General features: G+C 54.2%; 16 protein-coding genes and 1 tRNA gene. 7 read left to right on the forward strand and 10 right to left on the reverse strand.

Going from position 1 to position 13,557, the window contains the following annotated elements:
- Positions 1 to 6 precede the first annotated feature (6 nt).
- The 9 genes from J7395_RS04930 to rph all read right to left on the reverse strand — a co-directional run bounded on the left by J7395_RS04930 (position 7) and on the right by rph (position 7,605).
- Positions 7 to 870, reverse strand: a complete 864-nt coding sequence (locus J7395_RS04930) for an LptA/OstA family protein (protein ID WP_209220711.1) — start codon at positions 868 to 870, stop codon at positions 7 to 9.
- Positions 867 to 1,574, reverse strand: a complete 708-nt coding sequence (gene lptC / locus J7395_RS04935; RefSeq protein ID WP_062950144.1) for an LPS export ABC transporter periplasmic protein LptC — start codon at positions 1,572 to 1,574, stop codon at positions 867 to 869. The genes J7395_RS04930 and lptC overlap by 4 nt, the downstream gene beginning before the upstream one ends.
- A gap of 3 nt (positions 1,575 to 1,577) precedes the next feature.
- The gene (locus J7395_RS04940) at positions 1,578 to 2,576 is read right to left on the reverse strand and encodes a KpsF/GutQ family sugar-phosphate isomerase (protein WP_247742033.1); all 999 of its coding nucleotides are present in this window, start codon (positions 2,574 to 2,576) and stop codon (positions 1,578 to 1,580) included.
- 215 nt (positions 2,577 to 2,791) lie between these two features.
- Positions 2,792 to 3,403: a ribonuclease D gene (locus J7395_RS04945; protein WP_062950142.1), complete on the reverse strand. Its 612-nt coding sequence runs from the start codon at positions 3,401 to 3,403 to the stop codon at positions 2,792 to 2,794.
- 138 nt (positions 3,404 to 3,541) lie between these two features.
- Entirely contained in the window at positions 3,542 to 4,492 is a 951-nt protein-coding gene (locus J7395_RS04950) for a glycosyltransferase family 2 protein (RefSeq protein ID WP_247741961.1), read from the reverse strand.
- A gap of 139 nt (positions 4,493 to 4,631) precedes the next feature.
- Positions 4,632 to 4,718 (reverse strand) — tRNA-Leu (locus J7395_RS04955).
- 169 nt (positions 4,719 to 4,887) lie between these two features.
- Positions 4,888 to 6,081 (reverse strand): radical SAM family heme chaperone HemW, encoded by a 1,194-nt coding sequence (hemW, locus tag J7395_RS04960; protein WP_209220712.1) that lies wholly within the window; start codon positions 6,079 to 6,081, stop codon positions 4,888 to 4,890.
- Between the two features lie 112 nt (positions 6,082 to 6,193).
- Positions 6,194 to 6,790, reverse strand: coding sequence for an RdgB/HAM1 family non-canonical purine NTP pyrophosphatase (rdgB, locus tag J7395_RS04965; protein ID WP_062960420.1), 597 nt, complete (start codon positions 6,788 to 6,790; stop codon positions 6,194 to 6,196).
- A gap of 98 nt (positions 6,791 to 6,888) precedes the next feature.
- On the reverse strand, positions 6,889 to 7,605 hold the full coding sequence (gene rph / locus J7395_RS04970) for a ribonuclease PH (RefSeq protein WP_062960419.1): 717 nt from the start codon (positions 7,603 to 7,605) through the stop codon (positions 6,889 to 6,891).
- Positions 7,606 to 7,941: 336 nt separating this feature from the next.
- On the opposite strand from rph, the gene hrcA reads away from it, so the two are divergent.
- The 4 genes from hrcA (at position 7,942) to J7395_RS04990 (ending at position 11,096) form a co-directional block, all read left to right on the forward strand.
- Positions 7,942 to 9,000 (forward strand): heat-inducible transcriptional repressor HrcA, encoded by a 1,059-nt coding sequence (gene hrcA / locus J7395_RS04975; RefSeq protein WP_062960418.1) that lies wholly within the window; start codon positions 7,942 to 7,944, stop codon positions 8,998 to 9,000.
- A 49-nt stretch (positions 9,001 to 9,049) separates the two neighbouring features.
- Positions 9,050 to 9,700, forward strand: a complete 651-nt coding sequence (gene grpE, locus J7395_RS04980) for a nucleotide exchange factor GrpE (protein WP_062960417.1) — start codon at positions 9,050 to 9,052, stop codon at positions 9,698 to 9,700.
- Positions 9,701 to 9,849: 149 nt separating this feature from the next.
- A complete protein-coding gene (locus J7395_RS04985) occupies positions 9,850 to 10,593 on the forward strand; it encodes an NAD-dependent deacylase (protein ID WP_209220713.1) in 744 nt (247 codons plus the stop codon).
- A gap of 35 nt (positions 10,594 to 10,628) precedes the next feature.
- Positions 10,629 to 11,096: an SRPBCC family protein gene (locus J7395_RS04990; RefSeq protein ID WP_209220714.1), complete on the forward strand. Its 468-nt coding sequence runs from the start codon at positions 10,629 to 10,631 to the stop codon at positions 11,094 to 11,096.
- Positions 11,097 to 11,116: 20 nt separating this feature from the next.
- Here the strand turns inward: J7395_RS04990 and J7395_RS04995 are convergent, their stop codons facing one another.
- A complete protein-coding gene (locus J7395_RS04995) occupies positions 11,117 to 11,824 on the reverse strand; it encodes a winged helix-turn-helix domain-containing protein (RefSeq protein ID WP_114109279.1) in 708 nt (235 codons plus the stop codon).
- 75 nt (positions 11,825 to 11,899) lie between these two features.
- Here J7395_RS04995 and J7395_RS05000 point away from each other — a divergent pair, with 75 nt between their 5' ends.
- Genes J7395_RS05000 through J7395_RS05010 form a run of 3 tightly spaced genes read left to right on the forward strand, consistent with a single transcriptional unit; the run spans position 11,900 to position 13,543 of the window.
- Positions 11,900 to 12,823: an EamA family transporter gene (locus J7395_RS05000; RefSeq protein WP_209220715.1), complete on the forward strand. Its 924-nt coding sequence runs from the start codon at positions 11,900 to 11,902 to the stop codon at positions 12,821 to 12,823.
- Positions 12,824 to 12,851: 28 nt separating this feature from the next.
- Positions 12,852 to 13,181, forward strand: a complete 330-nt coding sequence (locus tag J7395_RS05005; protein WP_209220716.1) for an NIPSNAP family protein — start codon at positions 12,852 to 12,854, stop codon at positions 13,179 to 13,181.
- Complete coding sequence (locus J7395_RS05010; protein WP_209220717.1) at positions 13,178 to 13,543, forward strand: antibiotic biosynthesis monooxygenase; 366 nt, start codon at positions 13,178 to 13,180, stop codon at positions 13,541 to 13,543. The genes J7395_RS05005 and J7395_RS05010 overlap by 4 nt, the downstream gene beginning before the upstream one ends.
- Positions 13,544 to 13,557 lie beyond the last annotated feature (14 nt).

Consider the following 13,557-nt stretch of genomic DNA (forward strand, 5'->3'; position numbering starts at 1 on the left):
CCTTCGTCAGTTGCCATTCCCGGATTGACCCGGGCTGTTTTCTTCGTCTTTTTCCGGCACAAGCAGGCCGCGGACGCGACTTTTGCCATCGCCATTTCCGTTGGCGGTCAATCGGCTGACCCCCGTATTCAGGTCAACTACAGCACGATCACCGTTCAACTGGTTCTCGCCGCGTGTGATCTTAACCGATCCAACAAGGGTTGCGATACCCGTTTTCGCATCGTAAACGCCTTGATTGCCAACCACAAAGTCCGTTGGTGTGCGAATGGTAACGTTTCCGTTGCCATCAATCCGGCTCAGCTCGTTTTCACCGTTCTTGCCCATCTCGAACCGTGCTGTCAGCACGTCCCCCCGAAGAGTGCGGTCATCAGCAACAGCAACCGCATTGCCACGGGCGACTGCCATTCGTTCTGTTTCCCAGTATTCAAGGCTTTCTTCAGCTGTCAGCGTCTCGGTCGGCGTTTTGTACTGCAGATCTTCACCCGTCAACACGACGACCGCATCGTCAATATCATAAATTGCCTGATCACCGGTCGCGACGTCGGTTTCCGATGACAGTTTGACGTTTCCGGTCGCGATAATGCGGTAAATCTCGCTTTGTCCGTCACGATCACGATAAAGCGCGCGCAGTTCGTCGGCATCAACACGCGAATTGCCGCGTTTGGCAACTGCATTGCCACGTGCAATCAAAACCTGCTCGTTGCGACGCCACTCAATACCATTATCGGACTCGACCTCAAGCCCGCCACCGCCGCTTTGGGCTAGACCGAGCGGATCGGCATAGGCGACCCCGTACGGAACCATCACCGCACCACCCAAAACTGCTGCCATCAAAAAACGGCGCATCGCAAAAGGCGCAATTGCGATCATGACTTCCCTTTCAATGCACTATCGAAAATCACCAGACGAGCATTTCCCAAAAAGCGGATTACCGCCCCCTTGTCTTCAAGCTCGAAACCGGTGTCTGATTTGATCGTTCCAAACGGACCCTGCCCGTCGACCGGTTCATTGCCTTTGGCACTTCCGTTACCCAATGCAATCTCGGCCTGTTCGGTATGAATTTCAAACCCCTGATCGTGATACATATTCACGGTTCCGACCAGATCGAGGAGCTCGTCGCTTTCGGTATAGAACCCCGTATCCGCGGTCAATGCAATCCAGGACCCGTCCTCAAGCGTGATATCAGCCTGCGGTGCATCCAGCCGCACATGCGCCAGACGGTCTTCGTTTTCGGGCTGTTCGACGGCTTCATTGGCCGTCACGGTAAAGGGCTGTCGGTTGCTGTCCACGCCAAAAAAGCGTGGATTGCTCATGGTGACATTTTCCATCAGATCGTCGGGCGTGGTCGAAAAACCAAGCCGAAAACCGCTTTCCTGAACTTTTTCGATCTGAGGCCACAACACGACAAGGGCGACAAGCGTTGCCGCAATCAGCGGCAGAACCAGCTTGAGCATATTAACAATCGTTCGGCGGAACGGATTGATCTGCACATCGCGCCTACCGGACGGCAGGCGATCGTTCATGCGCGCCGTGCGCGCCGCCCGTTCGACCTCTGCCTTCCGATCCTCGCTCATGGATTACGCAACCCCCAGACGCAGAAGGTCATGGATATGAACAAGCCCTACCGGTTTGCCGATATCGTCAACAACAAACAGGGCAGTGATGCTGCGATCATTCATAACGGCAAGCGCCTCAACCGCCAGAAGATCGGATCTGGTTGCTTTGGGGTTGCGCGTCATAACGTCAGCAACCCGCATGGCCACCAGATTGTCCGACATATGCCGACGTAAATCACCATCGGTCACGATACCGGTCATCTTGCCATCAACATCAAGCACACCGACACAGCCAAACGATTTTCCGGTCATGATCACCAATGCTTCGGACATCAGGGCGTCTTCGCCGATCAACGGAATATCGGCAACACCATGCATGACATCGCTTACATGCAGCAACCGCTGCCCCAGCTTGCCGCCGGGGTGGAATGTGCGGAAATCATCGGCACTAAAGCCGCGGCGCTCCATCAGCGTAACGGCAAGTGCATCGGCAAACGCCAGCATCGCTGTAGTTGATGTTGTCGGCGCCTGTTTGTTGGGGCATGCTTCCGGACTGTTGGGCAGAATCAGTGGATAGTCGGACTGCATTGCCAACGAACTTTCCGGGCGACGGGTCATCCCGATCAGCGGGACGTTAAAGCGTCTGGTATAGGCAATGATGTCGGACAATTCCGGCGTTTCACCTGAATTCGACAGGGCAAGCACCGCATCGTCCTTGCCGATCATGCCCAGATCACCATGGCTGGCTTCGGCCGGATGGACAAAGAAGGATGGCGTCCCGGTGGAAGCGAAGGTCGCAGCAATTTTCTTTGCGATATGACCGCTTTTTCCCATGCCAGTCACGACCAGACGCCCTGCAAGACTTTCAATAAGATCAATTGCCTTGCAAAAATCACCATTCAGCGATTCCGAAAGATCGCGCAGCGCATCGGCTTCAATCGCCAAAACCCGGCGGGCGACTTCAAGATCCTTTTCCGTTGCCGGTTCGGGTGTGTTTTGCAGTTTGGGGGTCACTGTCATCGGTTTCTTTTTCATTTCCCTGCAAAAGCATTCCAGAAATATTCACAGGGAAGAGATGGGCGGGAATATCTGTGCTGGCAAGCCATGAAAACCAATATGTACCTGCGCTTCAACATGGTCAATTCCCATACCCGAAGCCTGTTTACACAGAATTAACACCGCAGGCCTGCAACGCAAAAATTTGACGGACAAAATCGGCTGGAAAAGGGGTGGGTTTAGTGCGCGAAAATATCCGTCTCTTCCCAACCCGACAGATCCAGCGTCGCCCGTGTCGGCAAGAACTCAAAGCAGGCCTGTGCCAGTTCGGTGCGACCTTCCCGGGCCAAACGACGATCAAGCTCTTCCTTGGCCTTATGCAGATACAGCACATCGGATGCAGCATAGGTAATCTGTTCGTCTGAAAGATCGGCCGATCCCCAGTCAGAACTTTGCTGCTGCTTGTCCAGATTAACGCCAACCAGTTCTCGCACCAGATCCTTCAGGCCGTGCCGGTCGGTATAGGTACGCACCAGTTTCGATGCAATCTTGGTGCAATAGACAGGTGCGCAACGGACACCGAGATATTTGTCCATCACGGCGATATCGAACCGCCCAAAGTGAAACAGCTTCAGAACCGACGGATCAGCCAAAAGCTTCTTAAGGTTGGGCGCCTCGTAATTTTCCCCGTCAAACTTCACCAGATGGGCATCGCCATCACCAGCCGAAAGCTGAACAACGCACAGGCGATCGCGGTGCGGATTAAGGCCCATCGTTTCGCTGTCAATGGCAACGACTTTGCCAAGATCAAGCCCGTCGGGCAAATCTCCGTGATGGAGGAAATTGGTCATCGCAATTCTCCAGAATGCTGGTTTGGCCCTGTCTTAACACAGCATCCGCAGCCTCGCGATGCAAAAGAGACACCGCATCGCATGTTTTGTATCCCGACTGAATAGAGATTTTCTCAGATACAAAGGAGAACCACCGCATCACGGTTTGATCGGCCTCCTGATGCCGGAAAGATTTTGGAAAACAAATGCAAAACGTCTCAAGTCCGCCGGGTCATTCCGACCAAAGCCAATTTTATGTGCCAGATAACGAAGCTCGAGATCAAGTGTATCGAAGGGTGCACCATCACGTTTCGCCTTGCGTGCCGCCGAAATGCACTTGCCAAATATTTTGCAACGCTTGTCAGATGCTATCTCCGGATGCTCGCGCAAAAAATTCGCATAGGTTAAAAAGCGGTCGTGATGCTGCTGCATTTTATTCGTCGAAAGGTGACTTCCCGCATCGGGAATACTGGTCACGACCATGTTGGCATCAATCACACGACGCGCATGTAACGACAAGCGCAGCGGCAGAGATTCATCCTGAATAAATATATCAGGATCGCATCCTCCCGCTTGGTTGAACAACACTCGTTCCACCAGCCATGTCATCCGCACCATACCCCGCCCCAAAATGCGATCCAAGGCATCATCAAATATCTTTACATCAATATCACTGCCGATCATCCCGGCTTTTGCCTGCTCGATTGGCGCGTCGGTTTTTCGTCCCTTGCCATGCACCATGTCGGCGTCATGATCGCGTGCCAGTTCTAGCATCACCGCAATCGCATCGGGGGCCAGCAACTCATCACAATCAAACAGTGCAAGGTATTTTCCCTGCGCCTGTGCCGCTCCCTGATTAAGCCGGATTGCAGGACCAGCATTGGTATCATTGGAAATCACCCGGACAAAATCATGCTTTGCCACAAAGCTGTCCAGTATCGAGCGGGATGCATCCGTTGATGCATCATCAATAAAGATTACCTCACACGAAAACTGTCCCTGCTGCGCAAGCAGACTCGTGAAAAAATATGGCAAGGCGGTCGCCTTGTTATAGACCGGCAGAATGAAACTAACGTCAGGTGCCATGCCATCAGGGCGAGAAGAAAACATCTCAACTCTCTGTTATACGGGTATCCAGCCGTCTTAACACAGCCATCCGTCAGCCGCGACGCAAAAGTCATGTGCAGCAAGGCTTTTGCCAAATCCCGAAACGACAATACCCCAGCACACCGTCGGGTGTACTGGGGTATGGTGCCCAGGAGAAGACTCGAACTTCCACGACCTTGCGGCCACTGGCACCTGAAGCCAGCGCGTCTACCAATTCCGCCACCTGGGCATAGGGGCTTGTGGTGTTTGCCCAGCGGAACCCGCCGGAACGGGGCGCAATATACGCTGCCAAATTCCAGTGTCAACAACCTTTTTGACGGTTTTGCGAAACGGTTCCGTTAAAGCCGGTCACAGCAACGAAACACAGGAAAATTCCTGAAATTCACACCTGTCCCACATCACGCCGAATGGTCGAACAAGTATCGAAGAACCCCGTTCAAACGGTTTCGCCCCTGATCGGTTGCGCGCAAACCGGACAGGTCACAAACCAGGTCGCCAGAAACAATCAGGGTCTCAAGCCTCTCCGAATCCAGTGCTTCACGCGGACCTTTGCCAATAATCCGTTCAAAGCGCAAGGTTGGAATGGCTTCATTAAGGCGCAGCCCCATCATCACCATTTCGATCAAACGTTCATCGGCTGCCAACGCCATTTCTTCCTGCGTGCCATGCCCCTGCTTTTCCACCCGGTCCAGCCAGATGTCCGGCGCGCGATGACGTCGTACCGCCATCGGTTTTGTGCTGCCATCAGGCTGGATAACCGCTTCGCGACCATGTGCCCCTGGCCCGATACCAAGATAGTCACCGTAACGCCAATACACCAGATTATGACGGCTTTCCTGCCCCGGACGGGCATGGTTGGAAACCTCGTAGCAGCCATAACCGGCGGCGCTGGTTTCTTCTTGGGTGATTTCATAAAGATCGGTCGCAAGATCTTCGTCGGGTACCACAAGATCACCACGCTGATGCAAAGTATAGAACTGCGTACCCGGTTCGATCGTCAGCTGATAAAGCGAGATATGACCGCGCGCGATATCAAGTGCCTCGCGCAGTTCCCGACGCCATGCTTTCGGATCATGTTCGGGCCGGGCATAAATCAGATCAAACGAAAAACGGTCAAACACATTGGCCGCAACATCAAGGGCACGCATGGCTTCCGCCGAATTGTGCACCCGCCCCAGAAATTTAAGATCGCGGTCATTCAGCGCCTGAATACCAATCGACACCCGGTTGATGCCATTGGCCGCAAAAGCGGAAAACCGGTTGATTTCAACTGTTCCCGGATTGGCTTCCAGCGTAATTTCGATGTCATCGGTTACCGGCCAGAAAGTTTTGATATCGGCAATCAATGCCCCTGCCGTTTCCGGATCCATAAGCGATGGCGTGCCACCACCAAAGAACACCGACCCAACAGTGCGTCCAGGATGACGTGCCGCTCCCGCCGCCAGTTCGGCCCGAAGGGCAGCCCGCCAACGCGCATGATCAACCTTGTCCGCAACGTGACTGTTGAAATCACAATAGGGACATTTCGACAGGCAAAACGGCCAATGGATATAGATGCCAAAAGGGACAGCTTCTGCGTTTGCTTGGGACACGCGGTTCTCGATCTTCGACTGCGGGAAAGACGGATAAAGTAACACGCACCGCCGATGGTTACATCAGCGATGCGTGCATAGGTTCGATGCAGGCAGCTTAACCGCCAAATCCTTACTCGAAACAAGCCCTGACCAATTGGCGGAACGCGTCCGCCCGATGGCTCATTTCATGCTTCTTTGCCGGGTCCATTTCGCCAAAGGTCTGATCATAACCCTTCGGCTGGAAAATCGGGTCATAGCCAAAACCATGTCCGCCACGTTTCGGCCAGACAATTTCACCTTCGACCCGACCTTCAAAATTCTCGACATGGCCATCGGGCCAAGCCAGCGACAGGGCGCAGATAAAAGCCGCCCGGCGGTCAGGATGGTTACCAATGCCGTTCTGGACCTTTTCCATCGCCATGTCGAAATCCTTGTCCGGCCCAGCCCAGCGGGCCGAATAGATGCCCGGCGCCCCGTCAAGAGCCGAAACAGCCATGCCGCTATCATCGGACAAAGCCGGCAAATTCGCAGCCCGGGTCGCTGCAAGCGACTTTAACTGCGCATTGCCGATAAAGCTGTTTTCGGTTTCTTCGGGTTCGGGAAGGTTCAAATCACCGGCTGAAATCACTTCGATACCGAACGGATCGAGCAATTCGGCGATTTCCTTGATCTTGCCTTTGTTATGGCTGGCGATGACGAGTTTTTTTTCCGTAAAGCGACGGGCCATGATGCTGCCTGAGATAGTCGGGTCGTTAAGACGGGGACGGGTGGGAAACACAGACGCAGTTCCGGGCGAGACAGCAAATGCCCCGCCCGAAGAAATTCTTAAAGACCGATGGCCGCACGCTGTTTGGCAAACAGTTCTTTGCAACCTTTTTCAGCGAGTTCAAACATCCTGTCATAAGCAGAACGATCAAACGGCACATCTTCGGCTGTCGCCTGGACTTCGACAATGCCACCATTGCCAGCAAGGACGAAATTGGCGTCTGCTCCGGCATTGCTGTCTTCGGCGTAATCAAGATCAAGCACCGCTTCGCCCTGATAAATCCCGCAGGAAATTGCTGCAACCGGCTGGATCAACGGGATTTCCTTGATCAAACCCAGGCGACGCACCCCCTGAAACGCCAGATGGGCCGCAACATAGGCCCCGGTGATTGATGCGGTGCGCGTACCGCCATCGGCCTGAATGACGTCGCAATCAAGGCGCATCTGCATTTCGCCCATGCCCTTGAGGTCTGCCACCGCACGGATCGAACGACCGATCAAACGCTGGATTTCCTGAGTACGTCCTGACTGACCACCGCGCGCGGCCTCGCGCTGCATACGGCTGTCGGTTGCGCGCGGCAGCATGCCGTATTCGGCAGTGATCCAGCCCTTGCCGGAATTGCGCATCCAGCCCGGCACCTTATCCTCAACCGTCGCGGTACAAATCACATGGGTATCCCCAAATTTGATCAGGCAGGAGCCTTCAGCATATTTGGAAACACCGGTTTCGATGGAAACGTCGCGAAGCTGATCGAAATTACGGCCGGATGGACGCATGGGGTCTAAACCTCTTTGTTCTGGGTCGGATCGGCCTTTGCGGCTGATCAACGATAGCTGAAATTGCGGCCAAAGCTACTGAGCATCTCCACAAAGGTCCAGCAGTTTCCCGGAAAATAACGGCAAAAACCCGGCAGGAACATCTCCCGCCTGTGATCGAAAAAACCGTGACCAAGCCCGATTCGAGACGAATTCAACGGGTTTCAAGATCGGGTTGCTGATCCGTGTCCAACTTTGGGTATCGGATGGCAGCCATTTCAATCTGCCAGCTTCATTGACGCCTGCCTGACACCTCACTAAATTCCACGCAACACATTTGGTTTTGACAGGTTGGACATGGCGCTGTTTGACGACACATTATTGGGCGATATGAATGCGCGATCCCGCGAAGTCTTTCGCCAGATCGTCGATGCCTATGTCGAAACCGGCGAACCGATTGGCTCGCGGTCGATTGCACGCCGCATGTCGGAAAATCTCTCGGCGGCAACCATCCGCAATGTGATGTCCGATCTTGAAGAAATGGGACTTCTGGTCGCTCCCCATATTTCGGCGGGTCGGTTACCCAGCGAAAAAGGCCTGCGTCTTTTCGTCAATGCCCTGATGGAAGTTGGCGATTTGCCGAATGCCGAACGCGATCAATTGACCAAGAATTGTGAACAGGCGGGCTATTCGCTTGATCAGATGCTGGGCGAAGCCACCAGCATGCTATCGGGCCTGTCACGATGTGCCGGGCTTGTCGTTGCACCGAAAACCGATGGCATCCGTTTAAAGCAGATTGAATTTGTTGCCCTTTCACCGGGCAAGGTTCTTGCCGTTCTGGTGTCGCAAACTGGCAATGTCGAGAATCGTATCCTTGATGTTCCGCCCGATTTGCCGACCTCGGCATTGACAGAAGCGTCGAACTATCTAAATACCCGGTTGGCCGGAAAGACACTTGATGACGCCCGGCAATTGATGAGTCTCGAACGCGACCGCATCAAACAGGAACTTGACGAATTATCGGCAGGCCTGATTGATGCCGGGCTTGCGACATGGGCAGGCGGGGTCAAGGGTTCGTCCCTGATCGTCAAGGGCCAGTCGCAGTTGCTTGAAAATATCGACACGATCGAACAGCTCGAAACTGTCAGACGGCTGTTTAATGTGCTCGAAGCACGCGATCAGATGATTGAATTGCTTGATGTCACCACGATTGCCCAAGGGGTGCAGATTTTCATCGGATCCGAGAATAAATTGTTCGGCGGATCGGGACTTTCGATGGTGATTTCGCCTTATCAGAATACCGAAGGCAGCATTGTGGGCGCAATCGGGGTTGTCGGACCGACCCGGATCAATTATGCCCGGATCATTCCGCTGGTCGATTACACCGCCAAGCTGGTCGGGCGACTGATTGGATAAACGTTGGCGCTGCGTGTCAGGCCACACAAATTGAAGGTACAGGTTAGCCATGTCGGAAACCGCAAAGAATAACCCGGAAGATCTGAGCGGCGCTGCTCGCGCAGACGAAGCTGCCGTTGAAGATGTCGCAGCAGAGGCGACGGATGCCGAAGCAGAAGGCGGCGAAACTGCGAATGCTGATCCCGTTGCCGTACTTGAGGCCGAAGTTGCCGAATTGAAGGATCGTCTGCTGCGCGCCGCCGCAGAGGTGGAAAACACCCGTCGCCGCGCCAAAAAAGACGTCGAAGACGCCAGCAACTATGCCGTCACAAAATTCGCCCGTGATCTTCTTGATGTTGGCGATAACCTTCGCCGTGCTCTTGAAGCCGCGGGCAACGATGCCAATGCCGACCCGGCAATGAAGACCCTGATTGACGGTGTCGAAATGACCGAAAAGTCCCTGCTCAAAGCGTTCGAGCAGAATGGCATCGAAAAGCTGGAACCGCTGGGTGAAAAGCTTGATCCGAACCAGCATCAGGCCGTGTTCGAAATGCCGAATCCCGCCTATCCCGATGGCCATGTCGCCCAGGTAATGCAGGCGGGTTATGTGCTCAAAGGACGTCTGCTGCGTCCGGCAATGGTTGGGGTTACCAAAAACCCGGCTGGTCAGGAAACCGCAAAAAGCGAGGAACCGGGCAGCAACATCGACACATCCGCCTGATCAGTTGGCGGATTAAAAAGCAGAATACAAACCGGTTTTAGCGGATCGGGTTTTACAAACGGCCCTGCCACAGATGCGGCGGGGCCGTTTCATTTTGTGCGATCTGGCGCTAGGCTGAGCCAATTGCAACATTTCAAATGGAAACCACCATGCCACTTCGCCCTGATATTATCGATATTCTGCGGGCTGATGCTGCCCCGATTGTCGTTCTGACCGGAGCCGGGATATCAAAGGAAAGCGGCCTGCATACCTTTCGCGATCCCGATGGCATATGGGCACGGTATGACATTTCTGAAGTCGCAACCCCCGAGGCGTTCATCAATAATCCCGATCTGGTGCATAATTTCTATAATGACCGGCGCGCAGGCTTGCTTGATCCGGCCGTTCAACCCAATGCGGCACATCTGGCTCTTGCCCGGCTCGAAGCAGAATGGCCAGGTGATGTGCTTCTGGTAACCCAGAATATTGACGATCTGCATGACCGGGCCGGGTCAAAAAACCTGATCCATATGCATGGCGAGTTGCTGAAAATCCGCTGCAATCATTGTGATCTTTTGACCAACTGGTCCGAGCCACTCGATCAGGGCATCCCCTGCCCGTCCTGCGCCAAGTCGGGCGGACTGCGCCCGCATGTTGTCTGGTTCGGGGAAATGCCGCTGGAAATGGAACACATTTATACTGCCTTGGCCGATTGCGACCTGTTCATCTCGATCGGAACATCGGGCAATGTTTATCCGGCAGCCGGTTTTGTGCAGATGGCCCGCGAGGAAGCAGGTGCTGAAACCTTAGAACTCAATCTGGAGCCAAGCAATGGTGCAACATTGTTTGAGTACAGCAGCTATGGAGCTGCCAGTGAAATCGTTCCATCATTTGTCTCGTCACTGATCGGCTGATAAATTACCTCCTCAATCAGAAGAGGAGCGCCATCATGAATTTTAAACCGGAAACACATGAACTGAGTCTGACCCGACTGCTTGATGCCCCGCGCGAAAAACTTTTCCGCTGCTGGACCGATGCCGAATTGCTCAAACAATGGTTTGTCCCCAAACCCTGGACTATCGCCCGGGTCGACTTGGATGTTCGCCCCGGTGGATCAACCCTGATTGTTATGAAAAACCCCGAAGGCGATGAATTCCCCAATCCGGGTATCTATCTTGAAATCGTTGAAAATGAAAAGATCGTCCTGACCGACGCCTATACAAGTGCGTGGGTCCCGTCGGCAAAGCCATTCATGACCGCAATCGTCACCTTTGCCGATGAAGGCGATAAAACCCGTTACACCGCAATCGCCCGCCATTGGTCCGAAGAAGACCGAAAGGCGCACGAGGAAATGGGCTTTCATGAAGGTTGGGGCATTTGTGCCGATCAGCTTGAAGAACTCGCCCAAAGCCTTTGAGGCAGGGTTAGGGGATCATCTCAACTGATTCTTCCTGCCGCAGGCTCCTGACCGTCACAAAGCGTGTGGAACTGCTTTTCGCCTTCCGGGCTGAAGCGGACCACACGCGAGTCCCGGCTGCGCTGCGCCCAACCCAATTCATAGAACCGGTTCAATAATGCCGCCCCGAATGCCCCGGCCAGATGTGATTGCCGTGCACTCCAATCCAGACATTCTCGGCATAGCGGCCGACGCGTATTGCGCAACGCCATAAGATCAATGCCAAACCCGGCGGCAAAATCCGCCCCTGCATCGGTCAGCATCACACCATTATGATCAATGGCGATCAGTTCACGTTCTTCAAGTGCGGCAAAAAGGGCGACTCCCATTTCGCCAGCCAGATGATCGTAACAGACTCGCGCCTTGCGCAATTCCGGGTCCTTCGGGCCAGTTCGCACCCGGTTATGGCCAACCCGGCTGGCAATCCCCATTAGGACTTCTAGTGCCTCGACAATATCTGGGCCTGAAAGCGTGAAATAACGATGCCGCCCCTGTTTGCGCGGGGTAACGATCTGCCCGGCTTCAAGCTTTGCCAGATGCGAACTTGCCGTTTGGGGCGTCACACCAGCCTCTTGTGCAAGTTCGGCAGCAGTCAGGGCGCGGCCACTCATCAGAGCGGTCAGCATGTTCGCGCGGGCCGGATCGCCAAGCAATGCAGCCACGCGGGCAATATCGGGTCCTTCTTTCATAGTTCGATGTTAATCGAAGCATTGACCACCAGCAATCGGTTATCTGTTCGGTATTGTCCCTGCCCGGAGATCCGAATGACACCGCCCAAAATATCGCTGCCCCTTGAAATCGGTTTGCTGGTCGTGCTCGCCCTGCTTTGGGGGTCGTCGTATCTGTTTATCAAAATCGCGCTGACCGATATCCCGCCGGTCACCCTGATCGCAATCAGGGTAGGCATCGCATCACTGTTTCTTTTTGCCATCATGTCCTGGCGTGGCGAACATTTTCCACGTGACGGCAAGGTTATCGGCATGTTGCTGATACAGTCGGTTTTCAACAGCCTCGGCGCATGGACCGTCCTAGCCTGGGGACAGCAACATGTCGAAAGCGGCCTCGCCAGTGTGCTGAATTCGACGTCACCGGTTTTTGTATTCCTGATCACGGCCCTTCTGACACGACATGAACGGATTGGCCGGTTTCGTCTTGCCGGTGCGTGTCTTGGCATCGCGGGTGTAGTGCTGATTGTCGGCCCCGGTGCGCTTACCGGGCTTGGGCTACATCTCGGCGGGCAACTCGCTGTTATTACCGGGGCGATCCTTTATGCCGGGGCTGCGATCTATGGCAAACGCTTCAATTCCCTGCCAGCGACGGTAACCGCCGCAGCAACCATGATCTGGGCCAGCATCTTTCTGGTCCCGGCAAGTCTGGTGCTGGATCAACCCTGGGCCATAACACCTTCAACACCCACCATTCTGGCAACGCTTGCCCTGTCGGTCTTTTGTACCGCAATTGCCTTGCTGATTTATTTTCGGCTGTTGCGCACGCTCGGATCAATCGGGGTTGCCAGCCAAAGCTATCTGCGTGCCGGGATCGGCGTCTTACTAGGCAGTCTTTTGCTCGGCGAATCCATAAGCCCGCCTGTTCTTGCCGGTATCCTCTGCACGCTCGTCGGCGTCGCCATCATCAATCTGCCGCCCAGCTTCTGGCAGGCATCCACATCACCTTCTTCGAAATACTGAAACAATCAACCATCCATGGAAATTGAAAATGATCACCTGTTTTATCCGCTATGAAATCGATCCTTACAAAAAGGACGCCTTTGTTGAATATGCCCGGAACTGGGGTGAGGCAATCCCTCGTTGCGGGGCCAATCTGGTCGGCTATTTCGCCCCGTACGAAGGATCAATCTCGACCGCATATGGTGTCTATCATTTGCCCGATCTGGCATCATATGAAGCGTATCGCGCACGCCTCTCGCAAGATCCGTTGGGCCGTAAAAACTATCAGTTCGCCCAACGCGAAAAGTTTATCCTGCGCGAAGAACGCCAGTTCTTCAAAATCGCTTCCACCCCGCATGCGGAGCTGATCAAGCCATGATTGCGGTCATTTTCGAAGTACTACCCCACAAACAGTACCGTGACGAATATTTCTCGATCGCCGGTGACCTGCGTCCGATCCTTGAAACCATCGACGGGTTCATCTCGATTGAACGGTTTGAAAGCCTTACCGAGCCGCGAAAAGTTTTATCTCTGTCCTTCTGGCGCGACGAAGAGGCCGTCATGGCCTGGCGCAATGTCGGTGAACACCGCATTGCCCAAGGCAAAGGTCGCAACCGGATTTTCGATGATTATCGGCTGCGTGTCGCCTATGTCATGCGTGACTACGGAATGCATGAACGTGCGCAAACACCGGACGATTCCCGCAAATTGCATGGCGATACATCTTCAGGAATCAACTGAGAAAATCGCGCATA

Source organism: Thalassospira sp. A3_1, assembly GCF_017744215.1.
In the GTDB taxonomy this organism is placed as follows: domain Bacteria; phylum Pseudomonadota; class Alphaproteobacteria; order Rhodospirillales; family Thalassospiraceae; genus Thalassospira; species Thalassospira lucentensis_A.

What these genes read in the sequence shown, in the direction of transcription:
- lptC (WP_062950144.1), bottom strand. Translation starts at nt 1,574, where the DNA reads ATGAGCGAGGATCGGAAGGCAGAGGTCGAACGGGCGGCGCGCACGGCG.
- J7395_RS05010 (WP_209220717.1), top strand. Translation starts at nt 13,178, where the DNA reads ATGATTGCGGTCATTTTCGAAGTACTACCCCACAAACAGTACCGTGAC.
- J7395_RS04985 (WP_209220713.1), top strand. Translation starts at nt 9,850, where the DNA reads ATGCCACTTCGCCCTGATATTATCGATATTCTGCGGGCTGATGCTGCC.
- rdgB (WP_062960420.1), bottom strand. Translation starts at nt 6,790, where the DNA reads ATGGCCCGTCGCTTTACGGAAAAAAAACTCGTCATCGCCAGCCATAAC.
- J7395_RS04945 (WP_062950142.1), bottom strand. Translation starts at nt 3,403, where the DNA reads ATGACCAATTTCCTCCATCACGGAGATTTGCCCGACGGGCTTGATCTT.
- hrcA (WP_062960418.1), top strand. Translation starts at nt 7,942, where the DNA reads ATGGCGCTGTTTGACGACACATTATTGGGCGATATGAATGCGCGATCC.
- rph (WP_062960419.1), bottom strand. Translation starts at nt 7,605, where the DNA reads ATGCGTCCATCCGGCCGTAATTTCGATCAGCTTCGCGACGTTTCCATC.
- J7395_RS04995 (WP_114109279.1), bottom strand. Translation starts at nt 11,824, where the DNA reads ATGAAAGAAGGACCCGATATTGCCCGCGTGGCTGCATTGCTTGGCGAT.
- J7395_RS04950 (WP_247741961.1), bottom strand. Translation starts at nt 4,492, where the DNA reads ATGTTTTCTTCTCGCCCTGATGGCATGGCACCTGACGTTAGTTTCATT.
- J7395_RS04990 (WP_209220714.1), top strand. Translation starts at nt 10,629, where the DNA reads ATGAATTTTAAACCGGAAACACATGAACTGAGTCTGACCCGACTGCTT.
- J7395_RS05000 (WP_209220715.1), top strand. Translation starts at nt 11,900, where the DNA reads ATGACACCGCCCAAAATATCGCTGCCCCTTGAAATCGGTTTGCTGGTC.
- J7395_RS05005 (WP_209220716.1), top strand. Translation starts at nt 12,852, where the DNA reads ATGATCACCTGTTTTATCCGCTATGAAATCGATCCTTACAAAAAGGAC.
- J7395_RS04930 (WP_209220711.1), bottom strand. Translation starts at nt 870, where the DNA reads ATGATCGCAATTGCGCCTTTTGCGATGCGCCGTTTTTTGATGGCAGCA.
- J7395_RS04940 (WP_247742033.1), bottom strand. Translation starts at nt 2,576, where the DNA reads ATGACAGTGACCCCCAAACTGCAAAACACACCCGAACCGGCAACGGAA.
- grpE (WP_062960417.1), top strand. Translation starts at nt 9,050, where the DNA reads ATGTCGGAAACCGCAAAGAATAACCCGGAAGATCTGAGCGGCGCTGCT.